This is a genomic window from Raineyella antarctica, from assembly GCF_900092135.1.
Lineage (GTDB): Bacteria > Actinomycetota > Actinomycetes > Propionibacteriales > Propionibacteriaceae > Raineyella > Raineyella antarctica.
Window position 1 is genome coordinate 1 of sequence record NZ_FMYF01000010.1, and the last position, 17987, is coordinate 17987.

Genomic DNA, 17987 nt, shown 5'->3' on the forward strand with positions numbered 1-17987 from the left:
CACCACCCGAACGGAACATGAGCCAACCGCCGAGTCACCGAGTCACGCGGGTCCCCGCGCCGGCCGCAGGCCGGACACAGGTCACCGGGCGCGACGACGTGGCAGACCAGAACGGTGTGGTCGGGAGCAACCTGCTGGCCGACCACGGTCAGGCCGAGCCGGTCGAGGCGGCAGAACTCGTCCAGAGACGGAGCGGACAGGGGTGACGTAAGCTGGGACATACGGGCCTTGGGCTTGGCGATGACGGCGTAGAGAACCTCCATCTTCCAACCCAGGGCCCTTCTTCACGCCCCCGTCCCAGCCCTCACCCGCCCAGAGCCCCTACACCCCCAACTGTGAAGAGCCAGATGACGACCGTGTGTGAGGGGTGCGGGGGGCGTCAGTACACACCGGTACGTTCCCAGCGCCAGGTACGAAGACGATGTCGCAACGCCAGACGTGACCTGCGAACGAGACGGCTCATGGGGTTCGACGAACGCGTGCCCGCTGCGCGTCCGTCGAGCCACCTGAGGCGCCGGGATGACTCCAGATCGGGGGAGATCCGGAGCGCGAGGTCACGGAAGGGCCTGTACTCGGACTCGATCGGAAGGTTCGCATCGAGCGCATGGGTGGCCGCCATCAGCGCCAGTTCGGCGATCGTGTCTCGAGCCCTCGCCAGCAGGGTGTCTGCCCCGGCAATGGGCTGAGGCGCTGGCGACCTCACGTCGTGCCTCGGGGAAAGGCGAGGCTTCAACAAGGTCTCGAAAGCTTCGAGGCGCTGTTCGAGGTCCAGAACCCCGGACACTTCCCGGGCGGAGAGGCTGGCGCTGTGCTCGCGGTGCCAGGCCTGATCGACTCCGCGTAGGTAGGCAACCTGCGAGACGGAAGCGATGCGCAGCCAGTGCTCCATGTCGTGGCTGTGTGCCAGCGGCGCCTGTCCCCCTACTCGGCGCACGACCGAGGTCCTCATCACGACCTCGGGTGAGGTGATCACGTTGGCCCCGTCGCGGCAACGATCCACTAGCCACCGTCTGCCATCCCACACGGTCACGCCTCTCATGCGCGTACGCGGGACAGGTAGGTTCTCGGCGTGGAAGTGCAGGGGGTGCCCGTAGACCAGGCCCACGCGGGGCCGGGAAGTGGCGGCGCCGACGGCTCGGGAGAGGGAGCCCGGAGTGAGCATGTCATCAGCATCCAACCGGACGAGGAACTCCCCAGTGGCCCGCGCCAGCCCGTCGTTGAAAGCGACCACGGGACCTCGGTTCCGGTCGTGCCCGACGACCGTGACGCGGGTATCGATCGCTGCCAAACGACGTGCGACGAGCAGGCTGTCATCCGTGGATGCGTCATCAACGATGATGACCTCGACATCGACACCCTGTTGTGAGACGGCGCTCTCCACCGCTTCCGGCAGGAATCTGGCGTAGTTGTAGCAGGGGATGACCACCGATACGGTGATCGGCGCCGCGAGCGAGATGGAGCTGTCATGCCTCATGGTGCGGGCCTCCCTGTACTGTCCGACCGATCACGCTGGGACTCCCCGGCGGTTCTGTCCCCAGCGTCGCGGTGTGTGCCGAGCCGAGGCGGCGGGCCTCGTTGAGGCGTCCCCGGAACCAACGCCATAGCAGGGCGGTATAGACCGCCGTGCCAACCACGCCGCCGACGAGCAAGTCCACCAGGGGCCTGTGAGCGATGAGTGTGCATGCCCAGGCTGCGGGGGCGGCAACCACGGCCGCGGCCAGCGGCGGCCAGAATGACGCCCAAACCGCCCGAATGTCCGTTCCGACGCGAGCGAGGGAGATGCCGTACAGCAGGAGCAGGAGGGCGCCGGCAGTGACCTGGGCCAGAGCCGCGCCCACAGCTCCTGCGGTTCGGATCCCGAGGACCAGCCCTGGAACCAGGATCACCATCCATCCCAGCTGAAGCCAGAGCACGCGGGTCGAGTACCCTCGCGCCAGGAGATACGTGGTGGCCAGGTCCAGGACGGTTCGTAACGCCCCGAAAGCGCCGAGGATCATCAGCAGCGGTGCAGCCTCCAGCCACCGGGTGCCGTACAACAGCTGGACCGCAGGAGAAGCCAGCACTGTCAGCAGCAAGCCCGCCAGAACGCTGATACTCCAGACAGGCCCCCAGGCGATGCCCAGGGCCCGATCCCCTGTAGCATCGGAGACTCGGGAGAACGTCGGAAGGGACACCGAACGCACCACTTGTCCGAGGGCGCTCATTGGCCAGTTCGCGATATTGAAAGCCAGAAAATAGACGCCCAAGGCTGCGGCCCCTGCCATCCCGGAGAGCAGCATCTTGTCTGCACCGAGGAGGGCCCAAGACAGAAGATTGGCCCCGGCCACCGGTAGACCAAACGCCACGACACCGCGAGCCACGCTCCGGTCGAAGCCCAACCGGGGACGTTCACCGACGAACCGGTATTGCAGGATGACGGCGATCGACTGAGCTGCGACGCGGGAAACTGCTAGGGACATCACGCCTAGTCCCGCCAGGATCAGTACTAGGGTCAACGCGGTCCCCACCGCGAAATCTACTACGGATATCAGGAATAGCTCCCTCTGCCTGAACTCGCGCTGCAGTGTCGCATACGGGACCACCCCGACCCCTGCGATGAGCAATGTCAACGACATGACCGCCAGTACGGGGCCGCCGCCCGGTGCACCGACAGAGGCAGCGAGCTCCGCGGCAACAGCCATGGTGATCGCCGTCAGGACTGCGGAGATACCCAGGGAGAGCGTGGCCACTGTGGGGGCCTTCCGCGTGTGATCCCCGGAACGGATCAGATCAGTACTCAGCCCGAAGTCGGCCACCGTCATGAGGACTGCCTGAACCGTCAAGACAACTGCATAGACGCCAAACTCCTCGTGACTGAACATCCGGGCCAGGAAGATCCCCACTGCGAAGGTTCCCAGCCGCATCACGAGGCTACTGACGCTGCTCCATGCAAGTCCGTGGCGTATATCGACCTGTAGTGCCGAGATTGGGTCTGTGATGGGTGGGATGTTCGGTGGCCCGAGCGTCGGCTGCCGCGAGTCGGCCCGGGGGAATCGCCCATGGTCATCCGGTGTCATGCGACTGCCCTCCTAGGCAACACTCGATGGACCATGTAGGAGCCCACTCCTGCCGCCGACTCCAGCAACGAGGCCGCGCCGCCCCACGAGGAGCCTCGGCGAGCAAGCGCCTCGCTGTACACCCCCGTCAGCACCTCCGCGGCATGTCCGAGGCTGTACCGGTCGACCACCACGCCGCGAGACCAGATGCCGATGATCTGCCGATCCTCCGGCGAAGCCGCCAACCGCTCCAGGAAGCCAAGAAGTCCTCGATATCCACTACCGTCGTCGACGCCGTAGAAGCCCTGCCACGTGAAGGCTTCGATGGTCCGTCTAGTCACCGGGAGACAGAAGCCCGAGGCCCCCAAGACGATGCACGGTCGGGCGAATGCCATGGCACGCAAGATGGAGCTTCCCATGCCCAGTACCACATCAGCGGCCGCGTACACGGGTCGCGGGTCCACCAGGCTGCCGGTCATTTCGACGACGGTTCGATCATGGCGCGTATTCACACGTCCCGCGGCATCAGCCACCCGTACCAACTCGGGCCCATCGCCAGCCACCACAAGGACGACGTGCCGTTCGGCAGCCATCTCATCGACAGCCTCGATGGCGGCCAGTACACCGGCGACCTTGTCCAAATCTGTGGTCAAGCGCCCGACCAGCGAGACCACGAAGGCGTCCGGATCCAGTCCGAGAAGGTGCCTTTGCTGCGCTCTATCGCGGGGGGCGTCCTGCTGCGTGTCCACCGGCGGCTCTATCACGTGCCGGTGCTGGAACCGACCCGAGTCCGCCCCCAGCTGCTGTGTCCCGACCACGAGGTCCAGGTGCCGTGGTAGAAAGTCCGGCACATCCATGGACAGCACCGTCATGACCTGCGCCGTACCCAGCAGCCCGTGCGGACCGAATGCCGCACCGACGGACGGGGCCCACTCGTAGGTGTGGACGAGGTCCGCGTGCCATGATCGGGCTAGCCTGACGAGGCCGATGGTCCACGCCGCCGATAACCGCAACCCTGGTGGGGATGCGGTCCAGTCAAGGTCCAATGCCCGGACGCGGTCGAGGAGCGGGCCTGGAGGTGCGTACAGCATGACATCGTGGCCGCGCTGGCGAACCGCCGCAGCCAGGTCGATGGCATTGATCTGGCTGCCCCCCATCCCAGTGTCGTGCGGGCAGACAATGACCCTCACGATACGGCCTCCGACTGCCCGGATGCGGTCACTGCAGCTGCCAGAGTTTCCGCCACGTGCTCCTGCTGATCCCGCGTGATGTGCGGGAACATCGGCAGCGACAGCAGCCGGTCAGCCGCCGCCTCAGCCACCGGGAACGCCCCCCGCGGATATCCCAGGTGTTCGTACGCACCGGTGAGGTGCACCGGCACTGGATAATGGATGCCTGCCGAGACTCCCCTCTCCTGGAGTCGCCTCAGTACGCCGTCCCGGTCCTCGACCTGCACCGTGAACAGGTGCCAGACGTGCTCGTTGCCCTCTGCCTCGGACGGCAGCCAGATTCCCTCGATGCCGTCCAGGAGTTCCGCATAGCGGGCGGCCGCCTCCCGGCGCATCCGGTTCCATTCCTCCAGGCGGGCCAGCTTGGCCAGCAGCACCACTGCCTGGACCGCATCGAGGCGGGAATTCATCCCGATGACGTCGTGCCGGTACTTCGCCGAGCTCCCGTGGTCACCCAGCCTGCGTACCCCGGCAGCCAGGTCGTCGTCGTCGGTGATGACAGCACCTGCGTCGCCCGCGGCGCCCAGGTTCTTCCCCGGGTAGAAGCTGGTACCGGCGGCGGCGCCCAGGGTTCCGGCCCTCCGTCCGTTTCGCCTTGCCCCCTGTGATTGGGCGGCGTCCTCGATGATCAGCGCCCCCGTACGCTCCACGATCGGTTCCAGCTCCTCCACGAAGGCAGCCTGCCCGAACAGGTGCACCGGGATGATCGCCCGGGTGCGCGGGGTGATGGCAGCTTCGATGGCTCGGGGGTCGATGAGCAGGTAGCGGGGATCGACGTCCACCACGACGGGCCGGGCCCCGATCCGACTGACCGCCTCGGCGGTGGCGATGAACGTGTTGGCCGGGAGGATGACCTCTGCCCCGGCCTCGACACCGGCTGACCGGAGCGCCAACTCCAGGGCATCCGTTCCGCTGGCGACCCCCACGCAGTGCCGGGCGCCCAGGAACGCCGCATAGGACTGCTCGAAGCGGGCGACGTGCGGGCCCCCGATGAATGCCGTATCGGCGAAGACCTGACGCAGGTCCTCCTGCACCTGCGCGTCGATTTCGCGTTGCTGGGCTCTCAGATCCACGAAGGGGACGCTGGTGGTCTGTGGGGTGATGGTGGTCATGCGTACGCTCCTTGGCGGGCCCATTCCTCGCGCGCCACGACCGACCCCATGCGCATGGCGGCGTAGTAGCGTGCCCCGGTCATGGCGGACCGGGTCAGCGAGCGCATCTGGGTGGTTCGAGGGCAGCGATCGAGGACGGTATCGGAGTAGATGGTGGCCAAGTGGGCGGCTGCCCGACTGGCGTCGTAGCGATCGATGACGAGGTTGCGCCCGTACGCGCCGAGGCGGTGCCGCAACGCGGGCGACTCCACGAGCCGGGTCAGGGCAGTGACCAGGTCCCGCGCCCCGTCCCCACCGTGGCCGTACCACCCGGCGTGGAGGAAGTCGTGCGCCGTCGTCTCGTCGAGGACCTTCCAGAACCCCGCCTCGCCGTGCACGACCAAGGGTTTGGCATGGGCCATGCCCTTGATCGCGGACGACCCCATGCCGAGCACGATGTCGGCGGCCGAGTAGACCGGGGCACTGTCCAGCTGGAAGCCGAGCGGCTGGATGACGGTCCGCCCGTGCCGGGCGTTGACCGCTTGGGCACGCGCCTCGACCGCCGCCCGTCCCTCGCCGTCGCCGGCGATCAGCAGCCGAAGGGGGTGGTCGGCGGACAGCCGGTCGACCACCCGGATGGCTTCCAGCACGCCCTGGAGCTTCTCCAGGTCGGTGGTGAGCATGGAGACCACGCCGATGACCAGTTCGTCCTCGGAGATGCCCCATCCGGCCCGGGCCGACGAGGCGTCGACGGTGTGGAAGCGGTCCATGTCCACCGGCGGCTCGAGCAGGTGGGCCGTACGGCCCTGGGCCAGCATGCGCTGCTGGAGCTGGGGGGTGCCGACCACGATCGGCAGGTGCGTGGGCAGGAAGCTCGGTACTTCCATCGACATCACGGACATCAGCATCGGGACGCGGCGGCCGCTGCCGAAGGCGGCCTGCAGGCAGGTGCGCCATTCGTAGACGTGCAGCAGCTGGACGTCCCACAGCCGGACGACGTTCGCCAGCCGCCTCGACCAGGCAAGGCCCGGACTGTCCGGCGGGGGCGCCTCGATCCAGGTCAGGCCCGCGTCCCGGACGATCTCGGTCAGCACACCCGGCGGTGAGTAGACCAGCGGCTCGTGGCCGTACTCGCGAATGGCGGAGGCCAGTTCGACGGCGTTGAGCTGGCTTCCTCCCATTCCCATCTGGTGGGGGCAGATAAGGATTCTCATGTCACGCGACTCCTTCGGTCTGCGACGCTGCGGGATTCTCGTGGATCGGGGCAGGGCGTCGGACGGCCTTGGCCAAAGGCGCCGCCGGGTTCCCCGCCCAGGTCTGGGCAGCAGGGACGTCGCGCAGCACCACCGCACCCATCCCGATCACGGCGTCCTCGCCGACGGTGAGGTCCTGGCGGACACTGGCCTGCATCCCCAGGTAGGTCCGGGCGCCGATCCGGACACGTCCGGCGACGGTCGCACCGGCGGCGCAGGTGACGCCGTCGGCGAGCACGTCGTCATGGGTCAGGACCGTGCGGGGCATCAGCACCACGTGCCTGCCCAGCCGTACGTCACAGGTCAGCACACAGCCGGCCAGCAGGATCGATCCCGCGCCGACCCGGCTGCCGGCCCCGACCACCACCGACGGATGGACGTGGACCGCATAGCGATCCTCGCCGACCCCGAGGGCGGCCAGGCGGGAGGCCAGCGCCAGGCGGCCGGCTCCCGATCCCGGGCACAGCAGGAGCATCTCCGTTCGGTCCGCCGCCAGTTCCGCACCGCCGAGGACGGGCACCCCCCCGATCGTGGTGCCGTGCAGGGCAGGGTTGTCGTCCAGCAGGCCGGTCACCCGGTCATGGCCGGCGGCACGGATCGAGGCCATCGTCTCCCGGGCGAGGCCGCTGGCAGCGACCAACAGGATCTGGGTCATGGCCGGACACCGTTCGCCGTCGAGGGCCGGGTCGCGTGGCGGCCCGGCGCCCCGGCCGCCGTCACCAGGCTGTCGAGCACCCGATCGAGTTCCTCGGCGGTCATGGTGTGGTACATCGGCAGGATCAGGGTCGAGTCCGTCAGCCGCTCCGTCACCGGCAGCGGGGCGACCACGCCCGAGTGATGCTCGTAGGCCGGCTCGAGGTGGGCCGCCATGATGCCGCGCCTGGCGGAGATGCCGTCGGCCGCCAACCAGGCGAGCAACTCGTCCCGGTCCACGGGGAACCCGGGCAGCACCTCGACCCAGAAGGACTGGAAGTTGGAGGTCCCGTACGGCGGGTCGACCACGCACCGCAGGTCGGGGATGCTGGCCAGCACCGTGCGGTAGTCCTCGGCCAGCGAGCGCCGACGCCGCACCATCTCCGGCAGGCGCCCCAGCTGGACCAGCCCGAGGGCGGCCTGGAGGTCCGTCATCCGGTAGTTGAACCCGACCTCGGTGTACGACTCCTTGGCGGCCAGGACCGCCGAGTGGCGGTCGGCCGCCGAGATGTCCATGGAGTGCTCCCGCAGCCTCCTGGCCCGCGACGCCCACTCCGGGTTGCAGGTGGTGATCATGCCGCCCTCCCCCGTCGTCAGCAGCTTGCGCGGGTGGAAGGACCAGGCGGTGACATCCGCCCCTGCACCCACAGGCGTCCCGGCGTACGTGGATCCGGCGCCGCAGGCCGCGTCCTCCACCAGGACCAGTGAGCGGCGGTCACACATCTCCCGCAGCGGCTGCAGGTCCACCGGGACGCCGCCCTGGTCGACCGCGATCACCGCGGTGGTCGCCGGGGTGAGGACGGCCTCCACGGTGTCCGCCGTGATGTTTCCGGTGGTCGGGTCGACGTCGGCGAAGACCGGGCGCGCCCCCACGTACGTCGCGGCATTGGCCGTGGCGATGAACGAGAAGGACGGCAGGACGACGTCGTCCCCTGGCCGGACACCGGCCACCACCAACGCGAGGTGCAGCGCAGTGGTGCACGAGGACGTCGCCACGCCGTGGGACGCCCCCTGTGCCTGGCTGAACTGCCGCTCGAACTCGGCGACACGGGGACCCTGGGCGATCCACCCCGAGGCGATCACCTCGGTGACGGCCTCGATCTCCTCGGCCCCCAGCCACGGGCGCATCACGCTGATCCTGTCCATTGCCGTCGTCCTCCGATGTCTCAGGCGGTTGACTGCGTGGTCATGAGGTTCCGGCCTGCCGCAACCTCGTCGCGCAGCGGCCGCCACCATTCGACGAGTCGGCGCAGCCCCTCGTCGAGGGACACGGTGGACCGGAAGCCGAGGTCCCGTGCGGCCGCCGACGTGTCGGCGAGGCGCCGGACCACCGAGTTCACCGTCCGCTCCGGTCCGTGCACCACCGGGAGGTCGGAGCCCATCACCCGCAGCAGGGTCTGCGCCAGTTCGAGCAGACTGGTCTCCTCGCCGCTCGCGATGTTGTACACGCCGGCGGTGACCGGTCCGGCGGCAGCGAGCAGGTTGGCCCGGGCGATGTCCTCGGAGAAGACGAAGTCCATCGTCTGGCTCCCGTCACCGAAGATCAGAGGCGGAAGTCCGTCGTCGATCCGCTCCATCCAGCGGACCAGCACCTCGGTGTACTTCCCGTGCACGTCCATCCGCGGCCCGTAGACGTTGAAGTAGCGCAGCATGACGTAGTCCAGCCCGTACATCGCCCGGAAGCTGGCGAGCAGGCCCTCGTTGAACGTCTTGGCAGCCCCGTAGATGGTGTCGTTGTTGTACGGGTGGTGGCGCTCGGTGGTGGGGAACTCCTCGGCCATCCCGTACACCGAGGCGCTGGAGGCGGCCACCACCTTGGACACCCCTGCGGACGCCGCTGCCTCGACCACGTTGAAGGTGCCGTTCACCATCACGTCGACGGCCAGGCGGGGATCCTCGGCACACTGGGTGATGCGGATGGCCGCCTGGTGGAACACCACGTCCTGGCCCCGGACCAGGCCGCCGACGAGGCTCCGGTCACGGATGTCCCCCTCGACCAGTTCCACCCGACCGCTGGCCAGGGCACCTGCCAGGTTGGCCCGTCGCCCGCGGACGAGGTTGTCCAGGACGTCGACGCGCTCCGCTCCGGCGGCGAGCAACTGGTCGACGATGCCCGATCCGATGGTCCCGGCGCCTCCGGTCACCAGGAAGCGACGACCGCGCAGTGCCTCCGTGCCGTCACCGGCGCCGAGCGGATTCACCGCTCCTCCCTGACTGCGCCGGCCGGGACCGGGTCCTCCAGGCTGACATGCCGTCCGTGGTCGGCCAGTGACCTGCTGGTGGCCTCCAGGACGTTGAGCACGCGCAGGGCCGAGTGTCCATCGGTGGGGGCCGGTGTCCCGCTCCGGATGGCCGAGGCGAACTGCGAGACCATCAGGCCCAGGGGCTCGAACTCGGACAGGGCGGGTGACCAGGTGTCGCCGAGCCGGTAGGAGATGGTCACGCCCTTGCGCGTGGCCACATCGTCCAGGACGCGCTCCTGTCGTCCGAGGTCGACACCGCGGTCGAAGACGCTGATCCGCTGCTGGGGATTCAGGTCGTCCCAGACCAGCGTCCGCCGGCTGCCGCAGATGACCATCTGGCGGATCTTGGTCGGCGAGAGCCAGTTGACGTTGACGTGGACCAGTGCCCCGCTGCGCTGCGGCAGGGACAGGTATCCGATGCACGCCTTGCCTGCGTCCAGCGGGTCGGCACCCTCGGCGGCGACGCTGACCGACTGCAGCCCGTCGGGGAGGACGAAGTCAAGGATGGCCAGGTCGTGGGGCGCCAGGTCCCAGAAGACGTCGACGTCCGGCTGTACCAGTCCCAGGTTGATGCGTACCGAGTCCACGTACAGGATCTCCCCCAGCTCCCCGGCCCCGATCAGGTCGCGGATCTTGATCACGGCCGGCGTGTAGCAGTAGGTGTGGTCGGCCATCAGGATCGTGCCGGCCTCCTGCGCGGCAGCGACCAGCTCGCGGCCGCGGGCTGCGGTGTCAGCCAGAGGCTTCTCCACCACCACGTGCTTGCCGGCCCCGATGGCCTGCATCGCGATCGGGTGGTGGGTCCTGGCCGGCGTGGCGATGGCGACCGCATCAACGTGCTGGCCGGCGAGCAGGTCGTCGACGGACGTGACGACGTCCGGGTTCCCGGTTCGCCTGGCGAGGCCCTGCGCGCGTTCGGCATCGGTGTCGCAGATCGCCACGAGTTCCCAGTCCGTGCTCATGGCGAAGTTGCGCGCCAGGTTCGGACCCCAGTAGCCGGCCCCGATCACCGCGACCCGGAGTGCGGGGTTCACGGTGCTGTCTGCTGCGATGCTCATCAGTAAGCTCCTTCGGGATTGACCATGACCTTGAAGGTCCGCCACATGATCATGAGATCGCCGGTGACGGACCAGTTCTCGACGTAGTAGAGGTCCAGTCGGACGCTTTCCTCCCAATCGAGGTTCGAGCGTCCGTTGATCTGCCAGAGCCCGGTCAGTCCGGGCTTGATGTAGAGCCGGCGGCCGGTGTCCCCCTCGTAGGTGGCCACCTCCTCCGGTAGCGGTGGGCGCGGTCCCACCAGTGACATGTCGCCCCGCAGCACGTTCCAGAACTGGGGCAACTCGTCCAGGGAGTGCTTGCGCAGGACGGCGCCCACCCGGGTGATCCGGGGGTCGTGGCGGAGCTTGAACAGCGGCCCGGCGGCTTCGTTCTGCGCGACCAGCGCTGCACGGTCCTGTTCGGCGGTGGCGACCATGGTGCGGAACTTGTACATCCGGAACGGACGTCCGCGGCGACCCGTACGGATCTGGGAGAAGAACACGCCTCCGTCGGAGTCGCGGGTGATGAGCACGGCGAGCACGGCGAACAGTGGCAGCATCACCAGCAGGGCCAACGCGGACACCACGATGTCGAGACCGCGCTTCAGCACGTGGCGCCCACCCTCGAAGCGGGGCTGCTCCACGTGCATGAGGGGGAGGCCCTCCATGGGACGCATGGTGATCCGTGGCCCGGCGACGTTGACCAAGGAGGACACCAGGATCAGTTCGGTCCGGGACGGTTCCAGCGCCCAGCCCAGCGCGCGGATGGCACGGTTCCCGTCGCGCAGCGGACCGGCCACGATCACGGCGTCCGCGCCCAACTGCTGGACAACCTCGGGCACGTGTGCAGTGCCGTGGAACTCGGGAAGCCCGGCGGATCCGATGCCGGTGTCCGGGCGGGCCGACGAGCCGGCAGGGGCGACCGAGCTGTCTCCGCGGCCGGCGCCGTCCGTGCCGTCGAGCACGACGCCGATCACCCGGTAGGCGACGGCGGATCGGCGGGCGATCTGCCTGATCACGTACGCGACGTCCAGCGGCTGGCCGACCACCACGACGTCCGACAGCGCGACGCCACGGGCACGCAGGTGCTGCAGCCAGGTGCGCCAGGCCCACCGCCCCAGCATCAGCCCGACCAGACCCAGTGGGAAGGTCAGCAGTAGGTGTGACCGGGCGGCCGGCCCCATCCCTGTGCTGAGGAACAGGAGCGAGGCTGCGGCCATGATGCCTGCCGTGGCCGCGGTGGCACCGACCGTGCGCTTGTACTCGTCGGCTCCCACCGCCATCCGCCGCGGTGACCGGGTACGGAATACCTGCAGGGTGACCATCCACAGCAGGACCAGCCCGGTGACCTGCCAGACCTGGAGGAGCGGCATGGATCGGCCGGCGGCGACCATGGATCCCGCGGTGGCGGCGAGGCTGATGACCGCCAGGTCCGTCACGAGGACCCTGTGGCGGTAGCGCGCGGCCCACGAGGCCGCCGAGCCCGGGGCGTGCGAGGCGACGGCGTCGCGGTCGACCAGGTGCAGCACGCCCGCGCCGCCCGTCTGGGGCATCGTCGGTTCCAGAGCCGCAGCGTTGGCGATCTCAGGCTGCACCGGATCATGCAAGGGAGCAGTCGACCGGACGGCCGTCGCCTGGACGAGACCGCGGAGCCGGTCATCGATGGCGACGAACGCCCGGGCACGCGCCCGGCTCCTCTGCTGGACCGCCGTTGGCTGCTGCTGCATGGTCAGACTCCCGTGGGGCGGGGGCCTGTGATCACGTGGTGTGTCGTCGGCCCCTCGGAGGCGGCTGTGCCGCCGGGACTCCTTCGACACTAGAGACGGGACCTTCGTCGAACATCCGTGCGGACTACTCGTTCGTCCCTCGGGCCGACACCTATTCCGCTCCCCCACTCGCAGGGACTACTCGGTCCCGCTGTCGACGGGCAGGCAGTGGGTGCTCAGGGTCAGCTGGACCGCCGGCCTCAGAGTCCCAGGTCCCACAATTCACTGCGCTCGCTGATGCCCAACTTGGTGAACACCCGGTACAGGTGGCCCTCCACCGTCCGTGGCGAGACCACCAGGACCCGGGCGATGTCAGCGTTGCTGAGGCCATCGAGGGCCAGCCGGACGATCTCGTGCTCCCGGTCGGTGAGTGCTGCGAGGTGCAGGGCCTCGCCCACGTAGCGACTGGGTATTCCTCCGAGTGCCTGTACAACGTCGTGCAGGTGTCGCAGCGCCTCCCCGCGCCTGCGCAGGTCGTGCGACTGGTTGTGCAGCAGCACCACACGGGCCCACACGCCCGCCGCGAGGGCGAGGTCCCCGGACCTCCGTACGTCGTCGGCGACCCGGGCGAGCAGGACCGCATCCGAAGCAACCGCGGGATCACAGACCTTTCGGATCAGCGACGAACGCGGTCCGTCGAGTGGTGAGCACGCTTGGTGCAGCCGCGCCACCAGTTCGTCGTGGTCGTCCGCGGGACCCCGACCGAAGGCTGCGGCGAACAGGATCTCCCTCCGGACCACCGGGTAGCGGTCCAGGGCAGGATCATCGAGGACCCGGCGCCACAGGGAGATCTCCTCCGATGTCCCGGCCTGGGCGAGCTCATCGGCCAGACTGGCGAGGGCCGATGCCAACAGCCACCGGTCCTGCGGACCACGGCGGCCATCGGCTCGGATGCGTGCGAGGGCCGATTCGTCGGCCGGGGCCGGCGGAGCGACGACCGGGACGGTGGTCAGGGCGTGCAGTGCCTGCACCAAGGGCATCAGGTGCGCGGGGTCGGCGTGGGCCAGGTCGACGCCGGCATCCTGCAGTCCGCGGATACCCGAAGCCATCCGCCCGCGGAGGAGGTCCACGAATCCCTGGAGCGCCTGGACGGTTCCCGAGGACGCGTGCCACCGGTGGGCCGCCCGACCCCGCTGGTCGTCCAGTACCTGGTCGGCCGGGTCGGGATCGCCGAAGAAGGCCAGGGCCATGGCCAGCTCGACCATCGCGTGCCCGCCCATCATGGCGGTCATCCGCGGCGTACGGGCCACCTCCTCGTGCGCGAGGGCGGCCTCCCGTACAGCCTCGCCCAGTCGGCCCGTACGGGACAGCCCGTCCATGCGCAACCAGTGCGCGATGGTCCGCACGGCCGGATGCACCTGGGGTGCTTCCAGCAGGTCGGCGGCCAGGGCCAGCAGTTCTGATCGCCCAGAGGCGGGTTCGTCCTGGTGCAGGGCGGTCAGCAGGGTCGCGACCGGTCCGGTGGCCAACAGCGCCGTGCGGCCTTGCTGGCAGGCTCGGTCCCGGTACTCGGACCAAACCTGCCCCAGTGCCTCCCAGGGGGAGCTTTGGGGGCCGCACCTGACCAGATCCATGGCCAGCACGCACAGCACCTCGCTCAGCAAGTGGTCGTCGCACAGCGTGTCCGCCAGTTCGACCAGGTCGGCGCGGCCGGACCAGGTCCGTGTCGAGGAGAGCATGACCTCACCGCGCAGGAGCGCCAGACGTGGGCCGTCCGACGGTGCGGTCCGGGCGGCCAGCGACCAGGCCGCGGCCAGGTCTCCGGCCGCCAGGCACTCGTAGCCGGCGGCCAAGCGGTCCGATTCGGAGGCTGGCAAGCCGTTGTCGAGGCTCCAGACCACGCTCCGCCCGGGAAGGGGCCGCAGGGCCGAACCACCGGCTGCCTGCCACTGCTCCAGGAGCAGCGAGCTTCGGCCGGGAGGCACCGTGCTGCGCAGGACGTCGGCGTACAGGGGGCAGGAGAGTTCGATCATCCCGTCATCGGTGGAGCGGGTGACATGCACGTCGGCGAACCCCTGGCCGTGGTCGTCTGCGACTACGCGCAGCAGGGTCCGTGGCATGCGTCCGGCCAGCGCGAGCATGGTGGCCGCCACCTGCTGCTCGTCGGTCAGCTCGGCGTGCATGGTCTCCACGGCATCGACCAGGCGCTCGTCGACCGACGGGGCGGGTCGCAGCAGCGTCCACGCCGCGGACGGGGCCGCGCTTCGCCCGGGGCCGCGGTCCCGCACGACGATCCCCTGGTCCAGTGCCGAGGCCAGGAAGGCTGCGATCAGCCGGGGGGAGCCCCCGGTCATGCCGAGGACGGTACGTACCGCCCCTTCGGTCGGGCTACCGCCGACCAGCGATTCGCACATCGCCCGCGTCTGGTCCATCCCGAGGGGGGGCATCGTCACGGTGGCCAGCAAGCCGGTGTCCACCAGGGCGGTGAGCGCAGACTCCCCTCGCAGGCCGACACTGGTGGCGAGCAGGATGGCCTCACGGTTCTGTCCCAGCTGGGCGAGGACGAAGGCGCTCGCCGCATCCAGGAACTGGCAGTCCTCCACGATGATCACCGGGCGCTGGTGGGTCCGGACAGCAGCCGACGCCCCCTCGTCAGAGGGTGGGTCGGCAAGGACGTCCAGGCGTCGCTGGACGGCACGCAGGACATCCACCGGCCCTTGGACCTCATCCAGGTCGGTCAGGAAGGGCGAGAGCGCCCCGTACGCGACGTCGGCCAGTGAGGCACTGCACTGCAGGCTCAGCGAGGCGGCATGGCCGCTACCCCGGAGCACGGTTCGGACCAGTGTCGTCTTTCCGGCCCCCGGTCCCCCGACGACCACCGCTCCGGCACGCTCGGCATCGCCGAGGACGGCCCGCAGGGCGTCCAGCTCGGGGCCCCAGAACTGGACGGCGTGCTGGCTCATTCAATCGCCTGGAGTTGTGCCGACTGGGCGGCCAGACGCGTCAATCCGTCGCGTCCGCGGACCTGCAGCTTGGCGTAGATCTGGTAGAGGTGGCCCTCCACCGTACGGACGGAGATCCCGTTGCGCCGTGCCACCGTGGCGTTGGACAGCCCCTCGACCACCATCTGGGCGATCTCCCGCTCGCGCGGCGTGAGGGCTTCCATCCAGACGGGGGCCGCGTCGGGCGCCCGCTCCATCCCCGCATCCTGCTGGACGGCCATGGCCTCGGCGAGTCGGCGTGCCTCGGCCGGTGGCAGCCGCGCCACCACCGGGGTGATCCCGCCATGGCACCAGCCGGTGTAGCCACCGGATGCCAAGCGGGTCAGGGCAGTGCAGAACATCGCGGTGTCGTCGGCCAGGATCGCTGCTGCCAGCTCGGCACTCGGAGGCGATACCGCTGCTTGGGTCCGAGCGGCAACGTCCTGCAGCCGAGGAGCCAGATCGGACGATCCCAGCAATACCGCCCCGAGGAGCGCGTGCAGCTCGACGACGAAGAGACCCTCGCCGCGGGCCCGATCGGCAAGGGCAGCCAGCCGGGCCACGGCAGCGTCACCCGCCCCGTCCGCGGCGACGGTCAGCGATCGGATCACCTCGGTGAACCATCCGAGCCGACCCCATACGACCGGCCCGACGTCCGTGGCCCGAGCGTCCGCTCCTGCAGCGTCCGGGCCCGGCTGCGGGTCCGCACGGTCGTACGTCGATCGGCAGTAGGCCGCCAGCGCCTGCGCCACGGCCGTCGCGTGGCGGTCACCGACTGCCTCGCCCTGTACGGCGAGCCGGGAGGCCCGGTCCTCGGCCTGCTCGAACTGTCCGGACAGGAGCTCGAGGGCGACGACGACCAGTTCGGCGAACAGCACCGCCTGGGGGTTGCCGTGACGGCAGGTGAGAATCGCCTCGGCCAGGTGCCGGCAGGCCTCCAGGTCACCGCACTTCAGGCGGGTCTCCAGCAGCGAGACCGCCAGGGCGGCGCGGTCATAGCTGCTCATGATGTCGTCCAGGACACCCCGCCGGTGGAACATGGCCAATTCGTGGTCGACCCAGGTCGCTGCCCGGCGGGCACCGTCCTGGTCGTCGGAGAAGGCCAGGACCTCCGCGCGCGTGGCCTCCGCCCGCAAGCGGACGGCCTCTCCGTTCAGCCCCGGGTGCTGCGGATCGAGCAGGTCTGCGCGGTGGAACGCTTCGTTCACGTCCAACCAGCGGCGTGCTGCCGGCAGGTCCCCCCGAGCGGAGGCCGCAACCGCCAGCAGGACGGTCAGCGAGTGCTCGTCGGTGTCCGGAGACCACTCGGCCGTGTCCAGGGCAGTGGAGAGATCACTGGAGGCCATCAGGGCCCGGACCTTCGCCCAGGCCAGGCGTGCGCGCACCGAGGCCGGCATGTCCACGTCCGAGGTGGCCTCGGCGGCCCCGCTCCCGGAGAGCTCCGGGGCGAGCAGGGCAAGCGCACCGGCGGCATCAGCTGTGGCGAGATGTTCCTCGGCCAGGCGGAGCCGGTGACCCAGCCCGGTGTCGCGATCCTGGACCAGGGCATCGAGCTCGCGCTGCCGTTCGGGTTCGAGCGCCCCCAGGACACGGTCCCGCCACATCGGCTGGACCACGGCCACTCGTCCGTCCGGCGTGGACCGGATCTGGACGATGCCCTGGCTCTGCAGCTGGTCCAGCTCGGCGCCGTCCCCTGCACGGATGAGTTCACTGACCTGCACGGGCCCCCTGGCGGCCAGTACCTCCAGCAGCGCCCGACGGCGAGCCGGCAGGCGCCGTAGCACGATGTCGTGCCCCCCGGGCCCCTCGCCATGGGGCATGGGTCCACTGCCCATCACCCAGGTGCCGTCCACCCGCCGGAGCTTCCCGGACTCGATGCACAGCTCGGCAACCTCCGAGAGCTGGCCCGGATGGCCGGCGCTGTAGCGCCAGAGGACCGTGGTCGCCATCCGGGAGATCGGACCACCGAGTTCCCCGGACAGCAGCTCACGGGCGGCGGCCGGCGTCAGGGGCTGGACCGCAATGCGCTGCAGGCTCCCTGCCCGGGCCAGGGCGGCGAAGTCAGAAGGCAGGTCGAGTTGCCGGTCGCACTGCACCACCAGGGTCACCCGCCGTTGCTGGGCAAGTTGTGCCAGCACGGTGACGGAGTCACGATCCATCAGCTGGGTCTGGGAGAGGATCACCACGGCGGGCTCGACCCCGTCCGGTGACAGGAACTCCCCCAGCACCTTGGTGGTGTGGTGCCAGCTGGCACCTGGACTTATGTCCAGCCGGGCGAGCAGGACGGACAACGAACCGTACGACATCTCGGAGGCGAACGTGCTGCCGTGGAGCTGGTACACCGGACGACTGGCCGACATCTGGTCGAGAGCGGTCTGGATCACCCGGCGGCGATCCTCGTGCGTACCCACCAGAACGACACCGGCACGCTCGTCGAGAACAGCCCTGAGAAGTGCATCGACCGCAGACAGCGGCTCGTGACTCCAGGTCCCGTCCGAATCCGGGTTCAACCACGCGAATGCGCTGATCATGCTATCGGGCCCCCTCCCGGCAGCCCCAGGAACGCGCGTCCCGCATCGATGCGGAATGGGAACGATACAGTGCTGCTTCTGTCGAGGATAAAAGTCGACAGTGATCCTTGTCACGCGTTAGCCAAAAGTAGCCACTCATTACTAGACAAACGTCTAGTGCGCGGCGTGCGGACGGGCGCTGGGTGCCG

The 17987-nt window shown here is 69.3% G+C and carries 12 protein-coding genes and 1 pseudogene; all 13 read right to left on the bottom strand.

The window, feature by feature from the left end:
- Nucleotides 1-263 (bottom strand): annotated as a pseudogene (locus tag GA0111570_RS17870) (hypothetical protein); the annotation flags it as partial.
- A gap of 116 nt (nucleotides 264-379) precedes the next feature.
- The gene (locus GA0111570_RS17720) at nucleotides 380-1474 is read right to left on the bottom strand and encodes a glycosyltransferase family 2 protein (RefSeq protein ID WP_175557493.1); all 1095 of its coding nucleotides are present in this window, start codon (nucleotides 1472-1474) and stop codon (nucleotides 380-382) included.
- Nucleotides 1464-3056, bottom strand: coding sequence for a lipopolysaccharide biosynthesis protein (locus GA0111570_RS17725; RefSeq protein WP_281245214.1), 1593 nt, complete (start codon nucleotides 3054-3056; stop codon nucleotides 1464-1466). Before GA0111570_RS17725 ends, GA0111570_RS17720 begins: the two co-directional genes overlap by 11 nt.
- Nucleotides 3053-4225: a glycosyltransferase gene (locus GA0111570_RS13390; RefSeq protein ID WP_139283250.1), complete on the bottom strand. Its 1173-nt coding sequence runs from the start codon at nucleotides 4223-4225 to the stop codon at nucleotides 3053-3055. The genes GA0111570_RS17725 and GA0111570_RS13390 overlap by 4 nt, the downstream gene beginning before the upstream one ends.
- Nucleotides 4222-5376 carry a DegT/DnrJ/EryC1/StrS family aminotransferase gene (locus tag GA0111570_RS13395; protein WP_092612269.1) on the bottom strand — a complete coding sequence of 385 codons (1155 nt, stop codon included), beginning with the start codon at nucleotides 5374-5376 and terminating at the stop codon, nucleotides 4222-4224. Before GA0111570_RS13395 ends, GA0111570_RS13390 begins: the two co-directional genes overlap by 4 nt.
- Entirely contained in the window at nucleotides 5373-6569 is a 1197-nt protein-coding gene (locus GA0111570_RS13400; protein ID WP_092612273.1) for a glycosyltransferase, read from the bottom strand. The genes GA0111570_RS13395 and GA0111570_RS13400 overlap by 4 nt, the downstream gene beginning before the upstream one ends.
- A 1-nt stretch (nucleotide 6570) precedes the next feature.
- On the bottom strand, nucleotides 6571-7263 hold the full coding sequence (locus GA0111570_RS13405) for a NeuD/PglB/VioB family sugar acetyltransferase (protein WP_092612276.1): 693 nt from the start codon (nucleotides 7261-7263) through the stop codon (nucleotides 6571-6573).
- Nucleotides 7260-8447, bottom strand: coding sequence for a DegT/DnrJ/EryC1/StrS family aminotransferase (locus GA0111570_RS13410; RefSeq protein WP_217634173.1), 1188 nt, complete (start codon nucleotides 8445-8447; stop codon nucleotides 7260-7262). The genes GA0111570_RS13405 and GA0111570_RS13410 overlap by 4 nt, the downstream gene beginning before the upstream one ends.
- 20 nt (nucleotides 8448-8467) lie before the next feature.
- Complete coding sequence (locus GA0111570_RS13415; RefSeq protein ID WP_245703212.1) at nucleotides 8468-9502, bottom strand: NAD-dependent epimerase/dehydratase family protein; 1035 nt, start codon at nucleotides 9500-9502, stop codon at nucleotides 8468-8470.
- Complete coding sequence (locus GA0111570_RS13420; RefSeq protein WP_092612279.1) at nucleotides 9499-10602, bottom strand: Gfo/Idh/MocA family protein; 1104 nt, start codon at nucleotides 10600-10602, stop codon at nucleotides 9499-9501. Before GA0111570_RS13420 ends, GA0111570_RS13415 begins: the two co-directional genes overlap by 4 nt.
- Nucleotides 10602-12308, bottom strand: coding sequence for a sugar transferase (locus GA0111570_RS13425; RefSeq protein ID WP_217634174.1), 1707 nt, complete (start codon nucleotides 12306-12308; stop codon nucleotides 10602-10604). Before GA0111570_RS13425 ends, GA0111570_RS13420 begins: the two co-directional genes overlap by 1 nt.
- 239 nt (nucleotides 12309-12547) lie before the next feature.
- Nucleotides 12548-15250: a helix-turn-helix transcriptional regulator gene (locus GA0111570_RS13430; RefSeq protein WP_092612282.1), complete on the bottom strand. Its 2703-nt coding sequence runs from the start codon at nucleotides 15248-15250 to the stop codon at nucleotides 12548-12550.
- The gene (locus GA0111570_RS13435) at nucleotides 15247-17652 is read right to left on the bottom strand and encodes a response regulator transcription factor (RefSeq protein WP_175557495.1); all 2406 of its coding nucleotides are present in this window, start codon (nucleotides 17650-17652) and stop codon (nucleotides 15247-15249) included. Before GA0111570_RS13435 ends, GA0111570_RS13430 begins: the two co-directional genes overlap by 4 nt.
- Nucleotides 17653-17987: the final 335 nt, after the last annotated feature.

What these genes read in the sequence shown, in the direction of transcription:
- GA0111570_RS13405 (WP_092612276.1), bottom strand. Translation starts at nt 7,263, where the DNA reads ATGACCCAGATCCTGTTGGTCGCTGCCAGCGGCCTCGCCCGGGAGACG.
- GA0111570_RS13420 (WP_092612279.1), bottom strand. Translation starts at nt 10,602, where the DNA reads ATGAGCATCGCAGCAGACAGCACCGTGAACCCCGCACTCCGGGTCGCG.
- GA0111570_RS13400 (WP_092612273.1), bottom strand. Translation starts at nt 6,569, where the DNA reads ATGAGAATCCTTATCTGCCCCCACCAGATGGGAATGGGAGGAAGCCAG.
- GA0111570_RS17725 (WP_281245214.1), bottom strand. Translation starts at nt 3,056, where the DNA reads ATGACACCGGATGACCATGGGCGATTCCCCCGGGCCGACTCGCGGCAG.
- GA0111570_RS13430 (WP_092612282.1), bottom strand. Translation starts at nt 15,250, where the DNA reads ATGAGCCAGCACGCCGTCCAGTTCTGGGGCCCCGAGCTGGACGCCCTG.
- GA0111570_RS17720 (WP_175557493.1), bottom strand. Translation starts at nt 1,474, where the DNA reads ATGAGGCATGACAGCTCCATCTCGCTCGCGGCGCCGATCACCGTATCG.
- GA0111570_RS13410 (WP_217634173.1), bottom strand. Translation starts at nt 8,447, where the DNA reads ATGGACAGGATCAGCGTGATGCGCCCGTGGCTGGGGGCCGAGGAGATC.
- GA0111570_RS13425 (WP_217634174.1), bottom strand. Translation starts at nt 12,308, where the DNA reads ATGCAGCAGCAGCCAACGGCGGTCCAGCAGAGGAGCCGGGCGCGTGCC.
- GA0111570_RS13395 (WP_092612269.1), bottom strand. Translation starts at nt 5,376, where the DNA reads ATGACCACCATCACCCCACAGACCACCAGCGTCCCCTTCGTGGATCTG.